10 protein-coding genes and 1 pseudogene are annotated in these 15,648 nt (G+C 38.1%); 3 read left to right on the plus strand and 8 right to left on the minus strand.

Features of this window, described 5'->3' with window-relative positions:
• Positions 1–19: 19 nt before the first annotated feature.
• Complete coding sequence (gene pglX / locus ACQ4QH_RS05355) at positions 20–2,242, plus strand: BREX-1 system adenine-specific DNA-methyltransferase PglX (protein ID WP_439818065.1); 2,223 nt, start codon at positions 20–22, stop codon at positions 2,240–2,242.
• Positions 2,235–3,104 (plus strand): Arm DNA-binding domain-containing protein, encoded by an 870-nt coding sequence (locus ACQ4QH_RS05360; protein ID WP_439818066.1) that lies wholly within the window; start codon positions 2,235–2,237, stop codon positions 3,102–3,104. The genes pglX (ACQ4QH_RS05355) and ACQ4QH_RS05360 overlap by 8 nt, the downstream gene beginning before the upstream one ends.
• A 22-nt stretch (positions 3,105–3,126) precedes the next feature.
• Here ACQ4QH_RS05360 and ACQ4QH_RS05365 read toward each other — a convergent pair whose 3' ends face one another.
• A complete protein-coding gene (locus ACQ4QH_RS05365) occupies positions 3,127–3,987 on the minus strand; it encodes an IS3 family transposase (RefSeq protein ID WP_002829237.1) in 861 nt (286 codons plus the stop codon).
• An 8-nt stretch (positions 3,988–3,995) separates the two neighbouring features.
• The gene (locus ACQ4QH_RS05370; RefSeq protein ID WP_096740512.1) at positions 3,996–4,481 is read right to left on the minus strand and encodes a transposase; all 486 of its coding nucleotides are present in this window, start codon (positions 4,479–4,481) and stop codon (positions 3,996–3,998) included.
• Between the two features lie 48 nt (positions 4,482–4,529).
• Between ACQ4QH_RS05370 and ACQ4QH_RS05375 the strand changes: the two are divergent.
• A pseudogene (locus ACQ4QH_RS05375) lies at positions 4,530–4,754 on the plus strand (tyrosine-type recombinase/integrase); the annotation flags it as partial.
• Between the two features lie 58 nt (positions 4,755–4,812).
• Here the strand turns inward: ACQ4QH_RS05375 and pglX (ACQ4QH_RS05380) are convergent.
• The 6 genes from pglX (ACQ4QH_RS05380) to ACQ4QH_RS05405 form a co-directional block, all read right to left on the minus strand.
• Entirely contained in the window at positions 4,813–8,367 is a 3,555-nt protein-coding gene (gene pglX, locus ACQ4QH_RS05380) for a BREX-1 system adenine-specific DNA-methyltransferase PglX (protein WP_439818067.1), read from the minus strand.
• Positions 8,368–8,428: 61 nt separating this feature from the next.
• The gene (gene brxC, locus ACQ4QH_RS05385) at positions 8,429–12,013 is read right to left on the minus strand and encodes a BREX system P-loop protein BrxC (protein ID WP_439818068.1); all 3,585 of its coding nucleotides are present in this window, start codon (positions 12,011–12,013) and stop codon (positions 8,429–8,431) included.
• A gap of 17 nt (positions 12,014–12,030) precedes the next feature.
• Complete coding sequence (locus tag ACQ4QH_RS05390; protein ID WP_439818069.1) at positions 12,031–12,609, minus strand: DUF1788 domain-containing protein; 579 nt, start codon at positions 12,607–12,609, stop codon at positions 12,031–12,033.
• 2 nt (positions 12,610–12,611) lie between these two features.
• Positions 12,612–13,211 (minus strand): BrxA family protein, encoded by a 600-nt coding sequence (locus ACQ4QH_RS05395; protein WP_216814456.1) that lies wholly within the window; start codon positions 13,209–13,211, stop codon positions 12,612–12,614.
• A gap of 269 nt (positions 13,212–13,480) precedes the next feature.
• Complete coding sequence (locus ACQ4QH_RS05400; RefSeq protein WP_244968359.1) at positions 13,481–13,801, minus strand: zinc-binding dehydrogenase; 321 nt, start codon at positions 13,799–13,801, stop codon at positions 13,481–13,483.
• Between the two features lie 299 nt (positions 13,802–14,100).
• Complete coding sequence (locus ACQ4QH_RS05405; RefSeq protein WP_131470631.1) at positions 14,101–15,384, minus strand: IS1380 family transposase; 1,284 nt, start codon at positions 15,382–15,384, stop codon at positions 14,101–14,103.
• Positions 15,385–15,648 lie beyond the last annotated feature (264 nt).

Consider the following 15,648-nt stretch of genomic DNA (forward strand, 5'->3'; position numbering starts at 1 on the left):
TATTATCACAATAAAATTATTGTTCACCCCCAGCTATCACGATGGGGTCATTAAGGACTTGATTGATGTCATTCCAGAGAATGACTTTGATGTTCAAATTGAAGGTCAGGTTGAAATTATTGGCTGGCTGTACCAGTACTATAATGAAGAGCCAAAAGACTTGGCATTTAAAAAGAAGTCATACAAGAAAGAAGATATTCCAGCAGTTACCCAGCTTTTTACCCCGGATTGGGTAGTACGCTACATGGTTGAAAATTCGATAGGTCGTTATTGGATACGCGGCCTATTAAAAAAAGGGGACCCTCGAAGCGAAAAGGAAATTGCGCAATCTTTCGGTTGGGAATACTACCTTCCAGAATCAGCTGATAACCAAGAACTACTAGTTTCAAGTTCCACACCAGAACAATTTGCTACACCTGAAGATATAACCGTCATTGATCCTGCCATGGGCTCTGGTCATATTTTGGTTTATGCTTATGATGTTTTGCAACAAATTTACGAATCCGAAGGTTTTTCAAAGAAGGACTCGGCAGAATTAATATTGCAAAAAAACTTGTTTGGCTTGGATATCGATAACAGAGCTTTCCAGTTATCTTACTTTGCAATAATGATGAAAGCTAGACAAGACAATCGTAAGGTGTTGTCGCAAGGAATTCGGCCAAATGTGTTTGATGTGCCAAACATATCTGATTCAGTTGACTTCGCAGATCTCCTTATCAAGAAGGCGGATGTCGTTGATACGAATGGAATAAAAAATTCTCTGCGTCAATTACTTTCTGTTTTTTCACATGGAGATTCACTTGGGTCAATTATTGAAATTAATCCAGCAATAGATTTTAAGGAACTACAAAAACTAACAAAATCAAATTTGCTTATTAACGAAGACGGATTTGATGCGATTGAAGCTGGTAAAATGCAGCAGACGCTTCGAAACATGTTGCCAGTGGCCAAGATTTTGAGTAGTCGCTTTACTATAGCTATAACTAACCCACCATATATGCAAGCTAGCAAAATGCCAAAAGATTTAAAGGCCTATGTGACATCAAATTATGTTGACTCAAAGTCTGATTTATTTGCCGTGTTCATTGAACGACTTGCAAAGTTTGTTGGTTCAAATGGTTTGTATGCTATGATTACTCAGCATCAGTGGATGTTTTTATCTAGTTTTGAACGCTTAAGAAATAAAATTAATAAGCAATCTATTATTAATATGGCTCACCTCGGAACTAAAGCTTTCGAAGAAATAGGCGGAGAGGTTGTCCAAACAACGGCATTTGTAATGCAAAATACACAAATGTCCGATTACGTTGGGGCTTTTGTTCGTTTGGTAAACTACGACTCACAAAAAAAGAAGCAAGTTGCATATCTTAATGCTGTAAATTCGACGGAATCAAAGAACGTTTATCGAACTAACCAATCGAATTTTGGTAAAATTCCGGGTAGTCCTATCGCGTATTGGACTTCAGATAATTTGTTACGAGATTTTGAGATTGGTCAACAAATGGATACGTTAGTTGACCCTAGAGTTGGACTGCAAACAGGTGATAATTCGTTATTTTTACGTCAATGGTTTGAAGTTAGTTACGGTAAAATTAAGTTCGATGCCAAGGATATTCCAGAATCGGTCTCATCAAACAAAAAATGGTTCCCTTACAACAAAGGGGGGGCATATCGGAAGTGGTACGGAAACTATGACTATGTAGTTAATTGGGAGAATGATGGCCAAGACATTAAGAATTTTAAATTTCCAAACGGCAAGCAACGTTCCGTTGTTCGAAACCCTAATTATTACTTCCGTGAAACTATTTCTTGGTCACTAATTACTTCAGGAGGTTTTTCTATTAGATATCGAGAACCTTCTAGCCTACCAGACATAGCAGCTCCTTTTATAAGTTCAAATAATCATAACCGTCTAATTTCTTTACTTGGACTGTTAAATTCCCCCGTTGGGAACAGTATTTTCAAAATATTAAACCCAACAATTAACTTATCTAATGGAGTAGTAGGCAATTTTCCAGTTTTAACAACTAATAGTGATAAACACTTGCCAATAGTTAATAAACTAATTAATCTTTCGAAGATAGATTGGAATTCGTTTGAAATAGCATGGGATTTTAAAACACATCCACTTATTCAATATATCGATGAACATAATCAAAATCAAGGAGCTATTTCTTTACTTAAGCATAATAATGTGCCAAGTTTGAGCCAAAAAATTTTTTTGGAGGTTAATTATGGTTAGTTATCGTAAACGAGGATCAGTATGGCAATACGAAATTTCATATAAAGATATAGCAGGTAAATATAAAAAGATACGAAAATCTGGTTTTCAAAGAAAATCCGACGCTATTTCCGCAGCTGCACAGGTTCAATCAAACCATCCAAATTTAAATTCTGCACAATCTGGAAAGCAACTATTCTCGGACTATTTTGAACACTGGATTTATCTATATAAAAAGCCGTCCGTTTCAGACATAACATTTATTAAATATCAGAATACTCTGCAGCATACTAAACGTCTTTTTAAAGGAATTCGCCTTTGTGACCTTTCTCGTACAATCTACCAACAAAGAATTAATAAGTTTTCAGAAACACACAGCATTCGAACAGTTCACACATTTCATAAACAGCTAAAGGCTGCCCTGCTTGATGCATTAGATGATAAAGTTATCTCGACTGATCCTACAAGAAAAATTGTAATCAATGGTACATTACCTCGTAAACAACGTATGGCACTGGACTACAAAGAAACAAAACTACTCATTGAACATCTTGATTTATCTGAATTAGAAGACATCATAATATATATTGCAATCGTGACGGGAATGAGATTTGCCGAAATATTAGGTTTAACTCCTACTGACATTGATGACCATAATAATTTAATTTCAATAACTAAAACTTGGGATTATAAATTTAATAGTGGATTTAAACCAACTAAAACAAAGTCATCTCAAAGAAACATTCTTGTAGACTCTCAAACAATCGCTGAAATCAAGGAATTTATCAATAAACATCATATTCTCGATGAAATCCCAATTTTTGTATACGACAATCACAGCATCGTAAGTGCCGAAATAAATAAAAAGCTGTCTTTGAACTGAACCCCAAAAATTGGAGTGACGTTTAAGCGGCTAACTGGTCGGAAAGATTTCGGTATTGAACCGGAGTTCTTCCGGCCAGTTTTGTTTTTATCCGCTTATTGTTGTAGTAATAGACATAGTTAGTTATGCCGGACTTTAATTCGTCATAACTTTGATAATGGTTGTTATGTACCGTTCCTACCTTCAAGATGTGGAAGATACTCTCAGCCATTGCGTTATCTAGGCATGTCGCTTTGCGACTCATGCTCTGGAACACACGGTTAGTCTTTAGCCGTGATACATACTCATAATTTTGATATTGGAAACCTTGGTCAGAGTGAATTGTCATTCGATAATTCAATTCTGGCCTATTTTGTAGAAGCTCATCTAATGGCTTTGTGACGAACTCGACAGTTGGATGAAGATCGATATTCCAAGTGAGAATCTCACCACTATAAACATCAATATAGGCGGTGAAATAAGCACGTTCAGCCATCGTGCCTGATCCCCAACGGACTTCAGTGACGTCGGTGAGAACCTTCTGATATGGTCGATCCGTTGTGAACCGACGGTTTACACGATTCGGTGAGATATGTCCGACAGTGCCGGCGTAAGAATTGTACTTCCGTGTCAGACGGTTGAAAGCAGTACAGAGAAGCCCGTTCATCTTCATAATTTTCAGCACAACCTTATGGTTGGTGTTGAAGCCACGATTACGAAGCTCTTGTGTGACACGACGGTAACCGTAGTCCGGGTTGTCATCACGAATTGATATAATCGCATCAATTAACTCACGTGGATACTCCTTGTACGCACGCTTGCACGCGTCATGATAACTACTGCTAGACATCTCGGCTACTTGAAGAAGCAGCTTCAACTTGCACTTCAACTCTTGCCTTAGCACAGTGATTACTACCGCTTTGTCTTGGTTTGTAATTTCTTCTTTTCCTGAGCTAAGGCCTCGAGTTTTTCCAAGTAGGCTACCTTAATTCGAAGTAGTTCATTCTCTTCTTCGAGCTTCTTGATCTTGTCGTGTTCTTGCTTATTCATAGTTCGTTTCCGCCTTCGTTTATCAGGTTTTAGCCGACCAGACTCTAGCGCACGTTCCCAATGCCAAATTAAAGATGGACTTGTTATCCTAAACTTTCTAGCCGTTATGGGATACGACGCGTTGTGATTCAGTCGCCAATTAATTACCTTGATTTTAAAGGAATACGGATAACTTGTCTTGTTTCTGTGGGAATCTTTGATTCCATAAATACCATCCTGTTTGATTGATTTCACCCAGATTTCAAGAGTCGAATGAGCTTTGATTCCGAATTTTCTCCGTATTTCAACGGGCGGAACACCTTTGAGATACATCGATACTGCTTCAATTTGAATTTCTTTCGAGAACATAAGAAAACCCCATGAGTTAGATTTACTCCAACTCATGGGGTTCAGTTCACTTCAATAATGAGTAGTCTAAATATCCCAAGAATTCCATTCCACGGGCTTCGACACACTCATGCCTCTATAATGTTGTACAGTGGTGTTAATCTCTTATCTGTTTCAAAAAGGCTAGGTCACAGCAATGTAACAACAACACAACAGACGTATTTGCATATCATTAAGGAAATGGAAGAACAGGATGACACTAAGATTTTAACCTTACTTCGTTCCATAAAATAATTGGCACAATATTTGGCACAAAAAAAGGAGATTCCACCTTGGAATCTCCTTTTAACTACTATTTAATCTTTGTTAATAACTTTTGTCCGGCTTGAATCTTCTCATGATTCTTAACCACACCATCATCTAAATCTATTTCGATTCTTAACGTTGCCAAGTGCTGCAGAACCTGATCAAACAATTTAATTTCATCAATTTGATTCGTTAAACGAGTCACTTTCTTTGCGTAAATCTTACGAGTCTTTGCCACTGTCTCATTTTCTACAAGAGATTCAAAATTTACTAATGCATTTTCGTAAGCTTCCTGAAGCGGTAGTAAGTAATCCATACGTATCGTTCCTGTTGTATCTGCATCATATCGATGAACATACATCAACGCACGGAATCCTTCTTTCTTACCAGAATTATATTCCCAGTATATTGGCCGCTTTGAATAAACAGAAACATGATCTTTATAAAAATCTTTAATAAAGTACTGACGAATTCTTTCTTCTGCAGTATCTCCATTCTTTCCGACAACTTGAGCAATATATTCTAGATTTTCTTGGACATTATCATCACCAAATGCAATCATTAAAAACTCTTTCAAACGACTAATAATATCTCTAGAATCATTAAAATAATTATCGTCAGATAAAACCAAGACATTATCCTTATTTGGCTGGAAAGAGTTATACTTGCTATCATCCCAATCTCTACCGGCATAAGCCAATCCTGGAACATCTAACGAATACCGCCCAAATACAAGACCCACAAAATATGATAAGAATGACTTTACATCACGTACTTCATCAGCAATGCACACAGAAACGTCTTTGTCCGCCACATCCGGCGTCAATTCATCTTGAAGACCATATAAATCAATAAATATACGATTTAACTCCTCTTCATTGGATTTCAATTGATTGAATCTATCTTGTGCTTCTTTAGCCCAAACTTCAAAAGCGTCTTTAAGTGTCCAATTTCGATTATGTTCATCGATATGACGTATCAATGGGTGCAATTTGAATTCATGACTATTTTCGAAGTTATTCCAATCATTTTTTGCTATTTCTATCAAATGACTCGCCATTTGTATGACACGATTTTCATCTTCGAAACTGGTATTCAACACTGATAAGTTTCCAAAGTCACCAATTTGAGCATTTATTGTTGGGTTCAAAGTGTCCATCATGTACTCAGTTACTTTAGTTCCCAGCAAGCCCAAAATGTACAATAATGACTTATGATTGTTAGTAAACGCCTCATTTCCGGCCGTATCATGAATTGATCCTGGCTCTCTGTAACGAGCATTAAATTTTCCAGAAGTTATCTTCGGCCATGTTATTGCTTCACGGAAGTAATAATCAGTATTTTGAGGTCGCGAGCGGAGTTTCCCTTTAGAATCTTTGAAATTTCTAATTTCACGGCCATCATTCTCCCAATTAACTACATAATCATAGTTTCCGTACCACTTTCGATATGAACCGCCCTTGTTGTAAGGGAACCATTTTTTGTTTGATGAGACCGATTCAGAGATATCCTTGGCATCGAACTTAATTTTATCGTAACTAACTTCGAACCATTGACGCAAAAATCGATTATTGTCTGCTGTAGCTAACCCTTGACGTGGATCGACTAACTCATCCATGCGAGTTCCAATCTCAAAGTCTCGTAACAAATTATCTGAAGCCCAATACGCGATAGGGCTGCCTGGAATTTTATTAAAATTCGATTGGTTAGTTCGATAAAAAAAATCAACATTTGGCTGTTCAATAGCTTCCAGTACCTTTGTTTTTTGAATATCCATTCCACCTTTAAAATCAGATAATTTAATATAGACACCATCTTCTGATTCAGTTGTATTTTTTAACACAAAGGTATTGATTGGTACTGTAGCTTCTTCAAATGCGGAATATTCCATTTGAATTAAGCTAGAAATTAACTTGCTGTTCAAAATTGATATACGTAATTTTTCGTAACTTTTAATGAACATCCATACGAAAGGCGTCATATAAGCTGCGTATCCGTTCGCTACTGTCATGTTAATATTGTGCCAAATAAAAACGGAAAACAAATCACTTGAATAATCTTTATAATGCGTTTTCACATATTCTTTCAGGACCTTGTTCATTTTGTTTAGATATGGCGGGTTCGTGATGACTGCTTCGTACTTATTTTGCATTGTTTCAACTATGTCTAACAGACGCAATAGTTGATAAGTAATTTCACGAGTGTTGTTTAAGTCTAGCGAAGTGTCCTGTGGAATGTTAGTTAGAACTGTTCGCAAATTACCTGTTTTCACAGGTTTATCGATTTGAATGATTGATCCTAGCGTACGTGAATCATGGAAAAGAGACACAATGTATTTCAAATCTTGAATGTTAGATTCAGACACAGGTAGACTTTCGAAATAGTTGTCATTGATGTTTGAAGTGTCCTCAAAAACATAAACCTTTGGTGAAATATTCGAAGTTAAAGCTCGACGATTATACTCGCGAGCTTTCATCATAAGTGCAAAGTAAGCCAGTTGATAAGCGCGTTTATCTATTTCCAATCCAAATAAATTGTTTTCAAGAATTAGGCTTGATGCTTCGCGAGACGAATATCCTTGCTCAGCATACATCTTTATCAAAACATCAAATGCGTACACGAGAATGTGTCCTGAACCCATTGCGTTATCAATTACTTTAATTTGGGTAACGTCTAAATCATCAGAAACCATCTCCAAGCTATCAGGAAGTAAAAATTCTAGATGAGTTCCTAACTCTGAATGAGCATTACGTTCAAGATAATATTTTCCCAATGAGTTATCAACCATATATCGAACAACCCAGTCAGTAGTAAATAGTTGTGTGGCTGCAGGTATGTCATTAGTTTTGACAGTACCTCCATTTATATTTACTACTGCATTATGAGGTTCTTCATTATAGTACTGGTAGAGCCAGCCAATAATTTCAACTTGACCTTCAAGCTGCACATCAAAGTCACTCTCTGGAATACCATCAATCAAGTCCTTAATGACCCCATCGTGATAGCTGGGGGTGAACAATAATTGCATGTAATCACTGGTACGCTCAAACAGATATGGCAAATTGTCATTCAATGCATTAGCTTGCTTAATGAATAGCATTGTATACGCCTTATCCAAGTCTTCTGGAATTTCAGTATCAAGTGCTTTAGCTAACAAAGCACGCTGATTGCTGTTAAATCCGTGCAAATCGTCTTCAATATCAAACGCTTCTGTCAAAATATCAGGCTCTGTACGCCCATTTTCAGATGATAGAACTCGTGTTTTAGATGGTAAATAGTCATTAACTTCCATAAATCGAATCGCAATAATTCGATTGAACCAGGTATATGCTACCTCTTCAATAAAGTCCTGAAGCACCGTATTCCAATCATCAGCTACACGTGACTTTAATTGGCTCACTAGTTCTCGGCGTAACCTGATATCATCACCACTAATCTCGTAAGCTAACTCACCATAATACTCGATTTCAGCCGTTGATTCCGCACGTTTTTCTTGAATGCCAGCTTCATCAATACCAAGTAGCCCCAACTTATTCGTAATGTCACGAATTAAGTCACGACGTGCTTTAACGGCAAAATTATTTATTGCCCGTTTGTCCATTTTTATTTCTCGCCTTCATTAGGTTATGTACAGTCCAAGAATAGACTCTTGGACTAATTTTTTAGATGTTCAAATCAATAAATGACGTTTTCCCATCGTTTAGTTGTGCCAAAACTCGTTGCTTCAATTCCGCTAGTTGCTCATCCAAGTCTGACTCAGAAGTAATGTGCCAGCTCGTTGTACCGGTGTAGTCACGTAAACTTTCGAAGCGTGGAATCTTGACTGGTTCAGCAGGTCGACTTATTCCTTCACCCTCATCCTGATTAGTAACGGGAAGCACTTGCTGCTTCGCCACTTCCGACTGCACTTTAGCCATCAATTGATTAAGTTTTGAACTAGCCAATGGTAGCTTACCATTCAAAGTTTCTAAATCAACAGCCTTCGTAGCCTGCGATCGGATGTTTTCCATTTCAGAAATATAATCTGAAGTTAGCAATAACTTTGTAGAATCGCTCAAATCAGTCTCAGAAATCAGCGTTTCTCCACGTTCTTGGTAACCCTGTACCCTCAAGATTACTCTTTGTTGCTCATCATCCAGAACCGAGTTAAACAGGTTTGAAAACTCTTCATTCTTGGCTTTAACTTCTTGCACTTTCTTAGCCGTGCCTGATTTGATTAACGATTCCAAGTTGTCTACAAATTCATTTAGCTCAACATTCGTGATAAAGCCTTCGGAACGATGATAAATATCAACATTTTTTATTCCCTGCTCCCAGATTGCCTGAGAGGATTTATTACCATAAAAGTCCTTAACATCTTTGTCTTCCATATCTTCATGCCAATCAAGCAATTCCTCCTCCATAGACGACATTTGCGCATAAAATTCGGCCGTATCTTTCACACCCAGCAATCGCTTGAGCAACTGAATTCCCTTTTGCAATTCAACGTGCCCAGGGAATTTTGAATTGCGCCCCTCGTAATCTGACAATCGGTCATATTCATACTTGATTGTTGCATCGCGCAATTCAAGCACCATACCATCGTCTGTCTCATCCTGAAAGGCGCGCTTACCAAAGACCTCTTTAGCCAAATTTTTCAACGCCTTACGTTGCTTCATCGGAATGTCTTGCTTAATCGTCAATGCGAGTCTCTTTTGATTCTTTAAGAATAAATCGGCTTTTTGCTTTTTAGAATAATGTTCATCCTTAACAAGGATTTTTTCACCATCACTCTCAATGTCGATTTTACCGTCAACAAACAGCTTAGCAACTAGCCATTGCGTATCAATTGGTGAGAATCCATATGGAATAGCTTGAAATTGCGAAATAATGGTTTCCAATGACACTTTAGGATTCTTTGTCAGTTCTTTAGCTATCTTGTTTTTTACATCTTCCAATGCATTTTGATTTACATCGGCCGCATCCAATACCATGCCGTCATCAGATGCGAAAAGTGAAACGATATCACGGTCTGTATGTGTCTGAACCAAATCATTTAACTTTCGGAATGTGTTTCCAACAACATTTTTCATTCCTGATTCCAGACGCGTCTTTATGACGCTACCCTCAATTTGATTTCCATTAACGAATACACGTGCCTCTGAAAGTGCATCAAGTGCGTGTTTCTTAGCAGAATCCATCAAGCTTTTTCGTTCTTCTGATTGCACGCTAATCAATTGGCTAGCTTTAGAATCAAGCGAGGATGATCGGCTGAGGTACTGCGCAATTCGAATAGCCTGACGTAATTCATCAATATACTCAGCATTATTTGGTAAATCAATGACTAGAGTGTGAACTTCTGTGCTCTCCATCTCAAGCTTCACATCAACATTATTCATGTCATTCAGTGGCGTGATGACCTTCATATTTAGTGCGTTTCGATTTGAACCTTGAAGATACTCATCCACAAATGTGTTGAACTTAAAGTTATAGTTTTTTCCCATTCCATCTGGTGTGAATGTAGTAGGCATTTCAGCAAACAAGAAATCACCCAAACTTTTATCAACATCACTGTCATTAACCATTTGCTTGTCAATTTGTCGTTTAATATCTTGTTCTGTGTTAGTAAGGAATTCATATCCCTTTGTCGTTTTTTCAACAAAACCTTGCTTAATCAGCACATTCAGTGCGTCTTCAACACGCTTACGCAATTCAATAACATCTTCATCATTGCTTGAAATCAACAAGGTTGTAATTCCATCGATATTTTTTTCGAAAGAATCAACGTGCTTCACCATGAACAACGTTTGTAGAACACGAAGGGCAAACGGATTTTTCTCTTCATTCGGATTCACCGCTTCATTTTTCTCAGCGTTCGAAATAACAATGCGGTGTTCGTGATCAATAAATCCCTCAAGCCCATCGTAGAATGAACTAAATGGAATGAGCGTACTGGTGTCGTCTTCGCCAACCTTTTCTGCAGACTCTTTGAAAATAGCCAGCATAGAGCGTTCACCTTCTGACAAGTGTTTCCCGTCAGATCCGTGTTCTCGCACTGCTGTCAAAACTGATTGCAACAGTTCGAATTGATAAGGTACGAATGGATACACGTCTGTATAATCCTGAGCAGACTTGTACTTTCGCCACTTACGCTCACTACCAAAGTTAAACTTATTCAAAATGGCTTGCTTATTGTTTTCAAATTCACCCTCCAACAATCCAGCAGCATCATTTGTTTTAGCGAGCAATCGCTTCTTAATTACCTCGGCAACGTCGGCAGAACTCATAGAAATCTTTGTATCAAATCGACCTTGAATCTTTGAAAAATCAGTACCGCTTAGGTTAGTGGTAACCTCATCGATTGCTTGCTGAGAAGTAACAATTACCCAAGCTTTTCCGCCAGTGGCAACACCGAGCTCTTCGACAATTGTTTGAAGATTCAACATGCGCTTAATATCATCACCAATAAATTGACCAACCTCGTCCACTAGGAACACAACGTGGTGATTGTCGCCCCTAGCATTGATATAGGCAGCAACACGCTCTGCAAAATCTTTGATATTCAGTTCGTAATCTGCAGAGAAATTAGGCATATCATATTGATATCCGACTTGCTTCAAAGCTGGTTCGATTGCAATTTTCGCCTCAAATGCATAACGATCGCGGCCCTTCTCCCAATCATCATGCTTAGGATTCAATCCCTTATAAGCGGCCTTAAAGTCATCATACAACCCGTCTGCAACTAGCATCTGTTCCATGTCAGCTAGCCAAAAGTTTTTGTCCGTAAAGCCTTGCATCTTATTAAAGACTTGCAAAAACACGTTACGAATGGCATTTTCAGAAGACTTATTACCTGATTTTGATTCAGAGTCAATGTTAAACAATATAACATCTGAAGGAACACTAGCGGCCAAATACATATTAGCAATTGTCATTGGGTCAGCAACCTTATTTTGCTGTTTGAAAAATTCAACAGCGCTCATGCCATCAACCCGAACTTGTGAATTCAAAAGGTATGACAAGATTTTAAGGAAGTGAGACTTACCAGATCCAAAGAAACCAGAAATCCAAACACCCATCTTGTCTGTCGTACCATTGATTCCCTTTTGATATGCATCAAAAAAATCAGCGAAATAACGTTGCAACTCAGACGTCACAACATACTCATCTAAATCCTGTTTAATGGTTTGAACATCATCCTGTCCCACTTTGATAACCCCTTGAATATCACGGGTAATATCCTTTTCAAAAATATCTTGAATTTTCATTTTTTTACTCTCTAAAATTAATTAATTTGTGTTGCTCGATAGTAATTATCGTCGTTCAACTCACCAAACATGCTTAGTTTAATGTTGTCGAACTTACCAGGATAAAACAACACAACTGGCATGTAATCAATCACTTGTGTCATTGTATTTAAAATTTTGTGTGTACGGACAAGCGGGAAAATTTGTCCAATCCCCTCAATAAAGATAATATCCTCATCCGGATTAACCCGACTCTTAATGTATTCGACAAATCGATTATTTTCTTCGTTTGTAGCCATTAAATTGTTAATTTGCTCAATAACAAAGTCCATCCCTTGTTCTTTTTCGAATTGATAAATGATTTCCGTATACCCAAATTCATTCAGAGTATCCATCATAATATCGAACAAGTTGAACAGCTTGATATTCATTTGACGCTCACCATATGGTCCGCCATTAACAATTTGATTAATCTCATCACGTACATACAACTCATCTTGAGGACGATAATCAAGGATAAAGTATGGCACCTCACCTGAAAGTCCGTGATGGGCTGCTAGGCCATCCACTTTTAGCCTGTGCCTCAAATTTTCAAATTTCTCAGTCAGTTCACTCATTCCTACACCCCTGTAAATGCGGTTATGTAAATTCCTAGATTTTCTTTTTCCAATTCATTTAAAACTCGTGAATCTAGCAAATGTCGCTGAATAATATCCACGCCTTGTTCGTCAACCACACTTAGGCCAGACGAACGTACGAAAGTTTTTAACAGCACTAGCATTCGTCGCTTCGTTTCATCCGTCCAGTTATCGACAATTTCGCTTTCGCCTTCTTTGCGTCGCATAAAAGCTTTCCACTCATAATCTTCTATTTTAGAATCGCCCAACATAATTTCATTTCGAAAATCTTCAACAATAAAGTCTTCAAGCAATTGATTAAGTTTCATTATCGCTGTTAAGTTTATAAGCTTTTGATTTTGTGAATCAACATCATTATATAAATCAAGCAGACTATCAGGAATGACCGACAATCGTTGATTCATAGCTTGCGCAACTCGAATACGACTTCCCTTAGATGCCTGAAGATAAATATTTTCATTCAAGCTCATCTCACGCATTTCAATAGGAGACTTTCCCGCCAAGAATAGATTAACACCTATACCAAATTCTTTCTGCCAGAAAGATTGCGACACTTGTCCTGCTGCGTATTTTTTCTTCATACTGCCTCCGATTACACCGTCCCAGATGCTATTTATTCATCGACTTCGTCAGTTCTGTTATGAAAATTTATTTACTGATTGGTGTAGAAATCATTCTACATGCATACCTATTCATTATACACTTAACCACACTGAAATAATAAAACAAAAATTAAAAAGACTGAAAGATTATCTACACCCTTTCAGTCTTAAAACCAATTTTTAAGCAATCCGCCTGAACGTAACTACTATTCAACCGTCAAAATCAACTTACCGCGCATGCCACCCTGTTACAGACGCGCATAATCCAACCGTACATTGTCAGCGCTTAATGGCAATTCGCTATCAATCACGCTAACAAAGCGATCGCTGCTCAAGCCATCCAATAACGTCTGAACCGTGTCACCACTCGCTTGATTAAAGAAGTAGACAAAACATGGATCGCGATGTGAACGCGCCACGATCGACAAGACATGTCCATTTGGTTTGGTAACCTTAAAGGAAGCCGTCAACACCCGATCTGAGCCAACCGTATCGTAAACTGCATCATACACCGCCCCATCAGCAGCGACATCATCCGTCTTATAATCAAAAACCACCACGGCTACCATTCCCAATCTTAATATCGAAGCGAAACTTTAGAAAAAATTTGCCGGAAAGTTATTTTATCAATTGCTATCCCTTTTCTCATTTTATTATGTCATCATAACTAATATAAATTTTACCCGGATTATTCATGCACTAAATTTTTAACCACAGCTAAATCAGTAAAATACGATAAATCACCTTGAAACTGCCGGTACCCTGGCACAGTTTCAGGGTGTTTTTTTGATTGAGCGTTTTTTGAGAAAAATGGGCATACTAAAACCAGCCAGATTTTGCTATTTTTTTGAAAATATAATTCGTTGTTTTATTGCCACAAAGCATTTAGTCGTTCCCAAGCTCGCCAGAACAGACCATCGAATTGTTCTTGGTTGCGGCTATCTAACGTCAAGATCACCTTGCGGGCGTGCTTAGTGACACGTCCACCGATTTTTAACAAACGGTCTCGAAAGGTGTTGATTGTCCACGATTGTTGCTGGTCGTCCAACGCAATACTCTTCATCAACCGCATCAAGTTTGATGCAATCACTGAGATCCACATGCGCGCTTTGTTGGCGAAAAATGAACTGCTATCAGTTTTGCCGAAGGCAAATCCACCTTTAAGCTCGCGAATAATATCTTCAATCGCCGCACGCTTGCGGTAAACACGGACGATGTCTTTTTGTGGAAGACTTAGGTTAGTGACGATGAACTGTGTACCGCCATGTTCATCATTTAAAACGATAACACGACGTGCTTTGTCCCATGAGGCGGCTTGATACTCAAATTCATCGGTCGTCAACTGACCTTCAATCATCAAAAGATTGTCGAAATTAACATATCGTCCATCAAGTGCCATACGCTTCAATCGAGGATTTGACTTCAATCGGATGGTATAAAAAATATTGTTGCCTTCTAATGTTTCCATCAAGTCTGGCGTGGCGAAGCCACTGTCACCACGCAAAATAATTGTCTGATGTTGAGCGGATAGACTAGTTGACAGATACCCTTGCACAAATTCAGTTGCACCATTACCGGTATAGGTATTGCCACTTCGCAACGATACCTGACGCACGGTTCCAGTTAAAGCATCGGTCATGATAAGCGGATGGTAACCGACGTTCAAGTAGTGATAATTAAAACCAATTTTTTCTTGATGACCAAAGGTCTCAAAGTAGGTTGAATCCAAATCTAGCACCAGTTCAGTGTTGGCTGATCTTTCATCAATTAAAGAGACAATACGACGATTTAATTCTTGTAGCTCATCAATGTCTTCGTTCGTGAGATGTGATAGAAATCTGGAAATAGTTGGTTGAGATGCCATGTTTTGCGCATAAACAAGTCGATGTTCGATATCTTGGGTCAAGTAATCTGCAACGTCGTCGTTGCGATAACCTTCGATAACTTGAATGAGCATTTGCAATAATAATTCTACCTTAGCATAGCGTGGACTTTTCCGATTATCGTTGAATTCAACGTTATTAAAGAGCCTGGAAACTACAGGTGAATTCAGAAACATACTAAGCAGCACGTTGCCACCATCCGAGGTAATTGGTGCCCCATTGTCTGAAACTGCAACTAAAGGGTTGCTAGGTAATACTTTTTGAGTCATAATTTTAGACGCTCCAATTTTTGAGTATTTGGTTTGTTTTTCACTAACAAAATATCATAAAAAAGAGCTCCTATGGTTTTCACCCAACGGGTGAAAGCGCAAAACCCGTTGAAACGGTATTAACTTGCTGTTTCAGCGGGTCTTTGTTTGTCTTGATGAATAATCCGGGTCTATTTTTGCTGAACCAATATCTACAAACTTCAAGCCATTATCCTCTTTTCAAATGTTTCTTTATAAAACAAAAAAGTCGTTCAACTCATCGTA

The sequence above is a fragment of the Weissella paramesenteroides genome (assembly GCF_051903945.1).
Classification (GTDB): domain Bacteria; phylum Bacillota; class Bacilli; order Lactobacillales; family Lactobacillaceae; genus Weissella; species Weissella paramesenteroides_A.

What these genes read in the sequence shown, in the direction of transcription:
- ACQ4QH_RS05360 (WP_439818066.1), top strand. Translation starts at nt 2,235, where the DNA reads ATGGTTAGTTATCGTAAACGAGGATCAGTATGGCAATACGAAATTTCA.
- ACQ4QH_RS05370 (WP_096740512.1), bottom strand. Translation starts at nt 4,481, where the DNA reads ATGTTCTCGAAAGAAATTCAAATTGAAGCAGTATCGATGTATCTCAAA.
- pglX (WP_439818067.1), bottom strand. Translation starts at nt 8,367, where the DNA reads ATGGACAAACGGGCAATAAATAATTTTGCCGTTAAAGCACGTCGTGAC.
- brxC (WP_439818068.1), bottom strand. Translation starts at nt 12,013, where the DNA reads ATGAAAATTCAAGATATTTTTGAAAAGGATATTACCCGTGATATTCAA.
- ACQ4QH_RS05390 (WP_439818069.1), bottom strand. Translation starts at nt 12,609, where the DNA reads ATGAGTGAACTGACTGAGAAATTTGAAAATTTGAGGCACAGGCTAAAA.
- ACQ4QH_RS05395 (WP_216814456.1), bottom strand. Translation starts at nt 13,211, where the DNA reads ATGAAGAAAAAATACGCAGCAGGACAAGTGTCGCAATCTTTCTGGCAG.
- ACQ4QH_RS05400 (WP_244968359.1), bottom strand. Translation starts at nt 13,801, where the DNA reads ATGGTAGCCGTGGTGGTTTTTGATTATAAGACGGATGATGTCGCTGCT.
- ACQ4QH_RS05405 (WP_131470631.1), bottom strand. Translation starts at nt 15,384, where the DNA reads ATGACTCAAAAAGTATTACCTAGCAACCCTTTAGTTGCAGTTTCAGAC.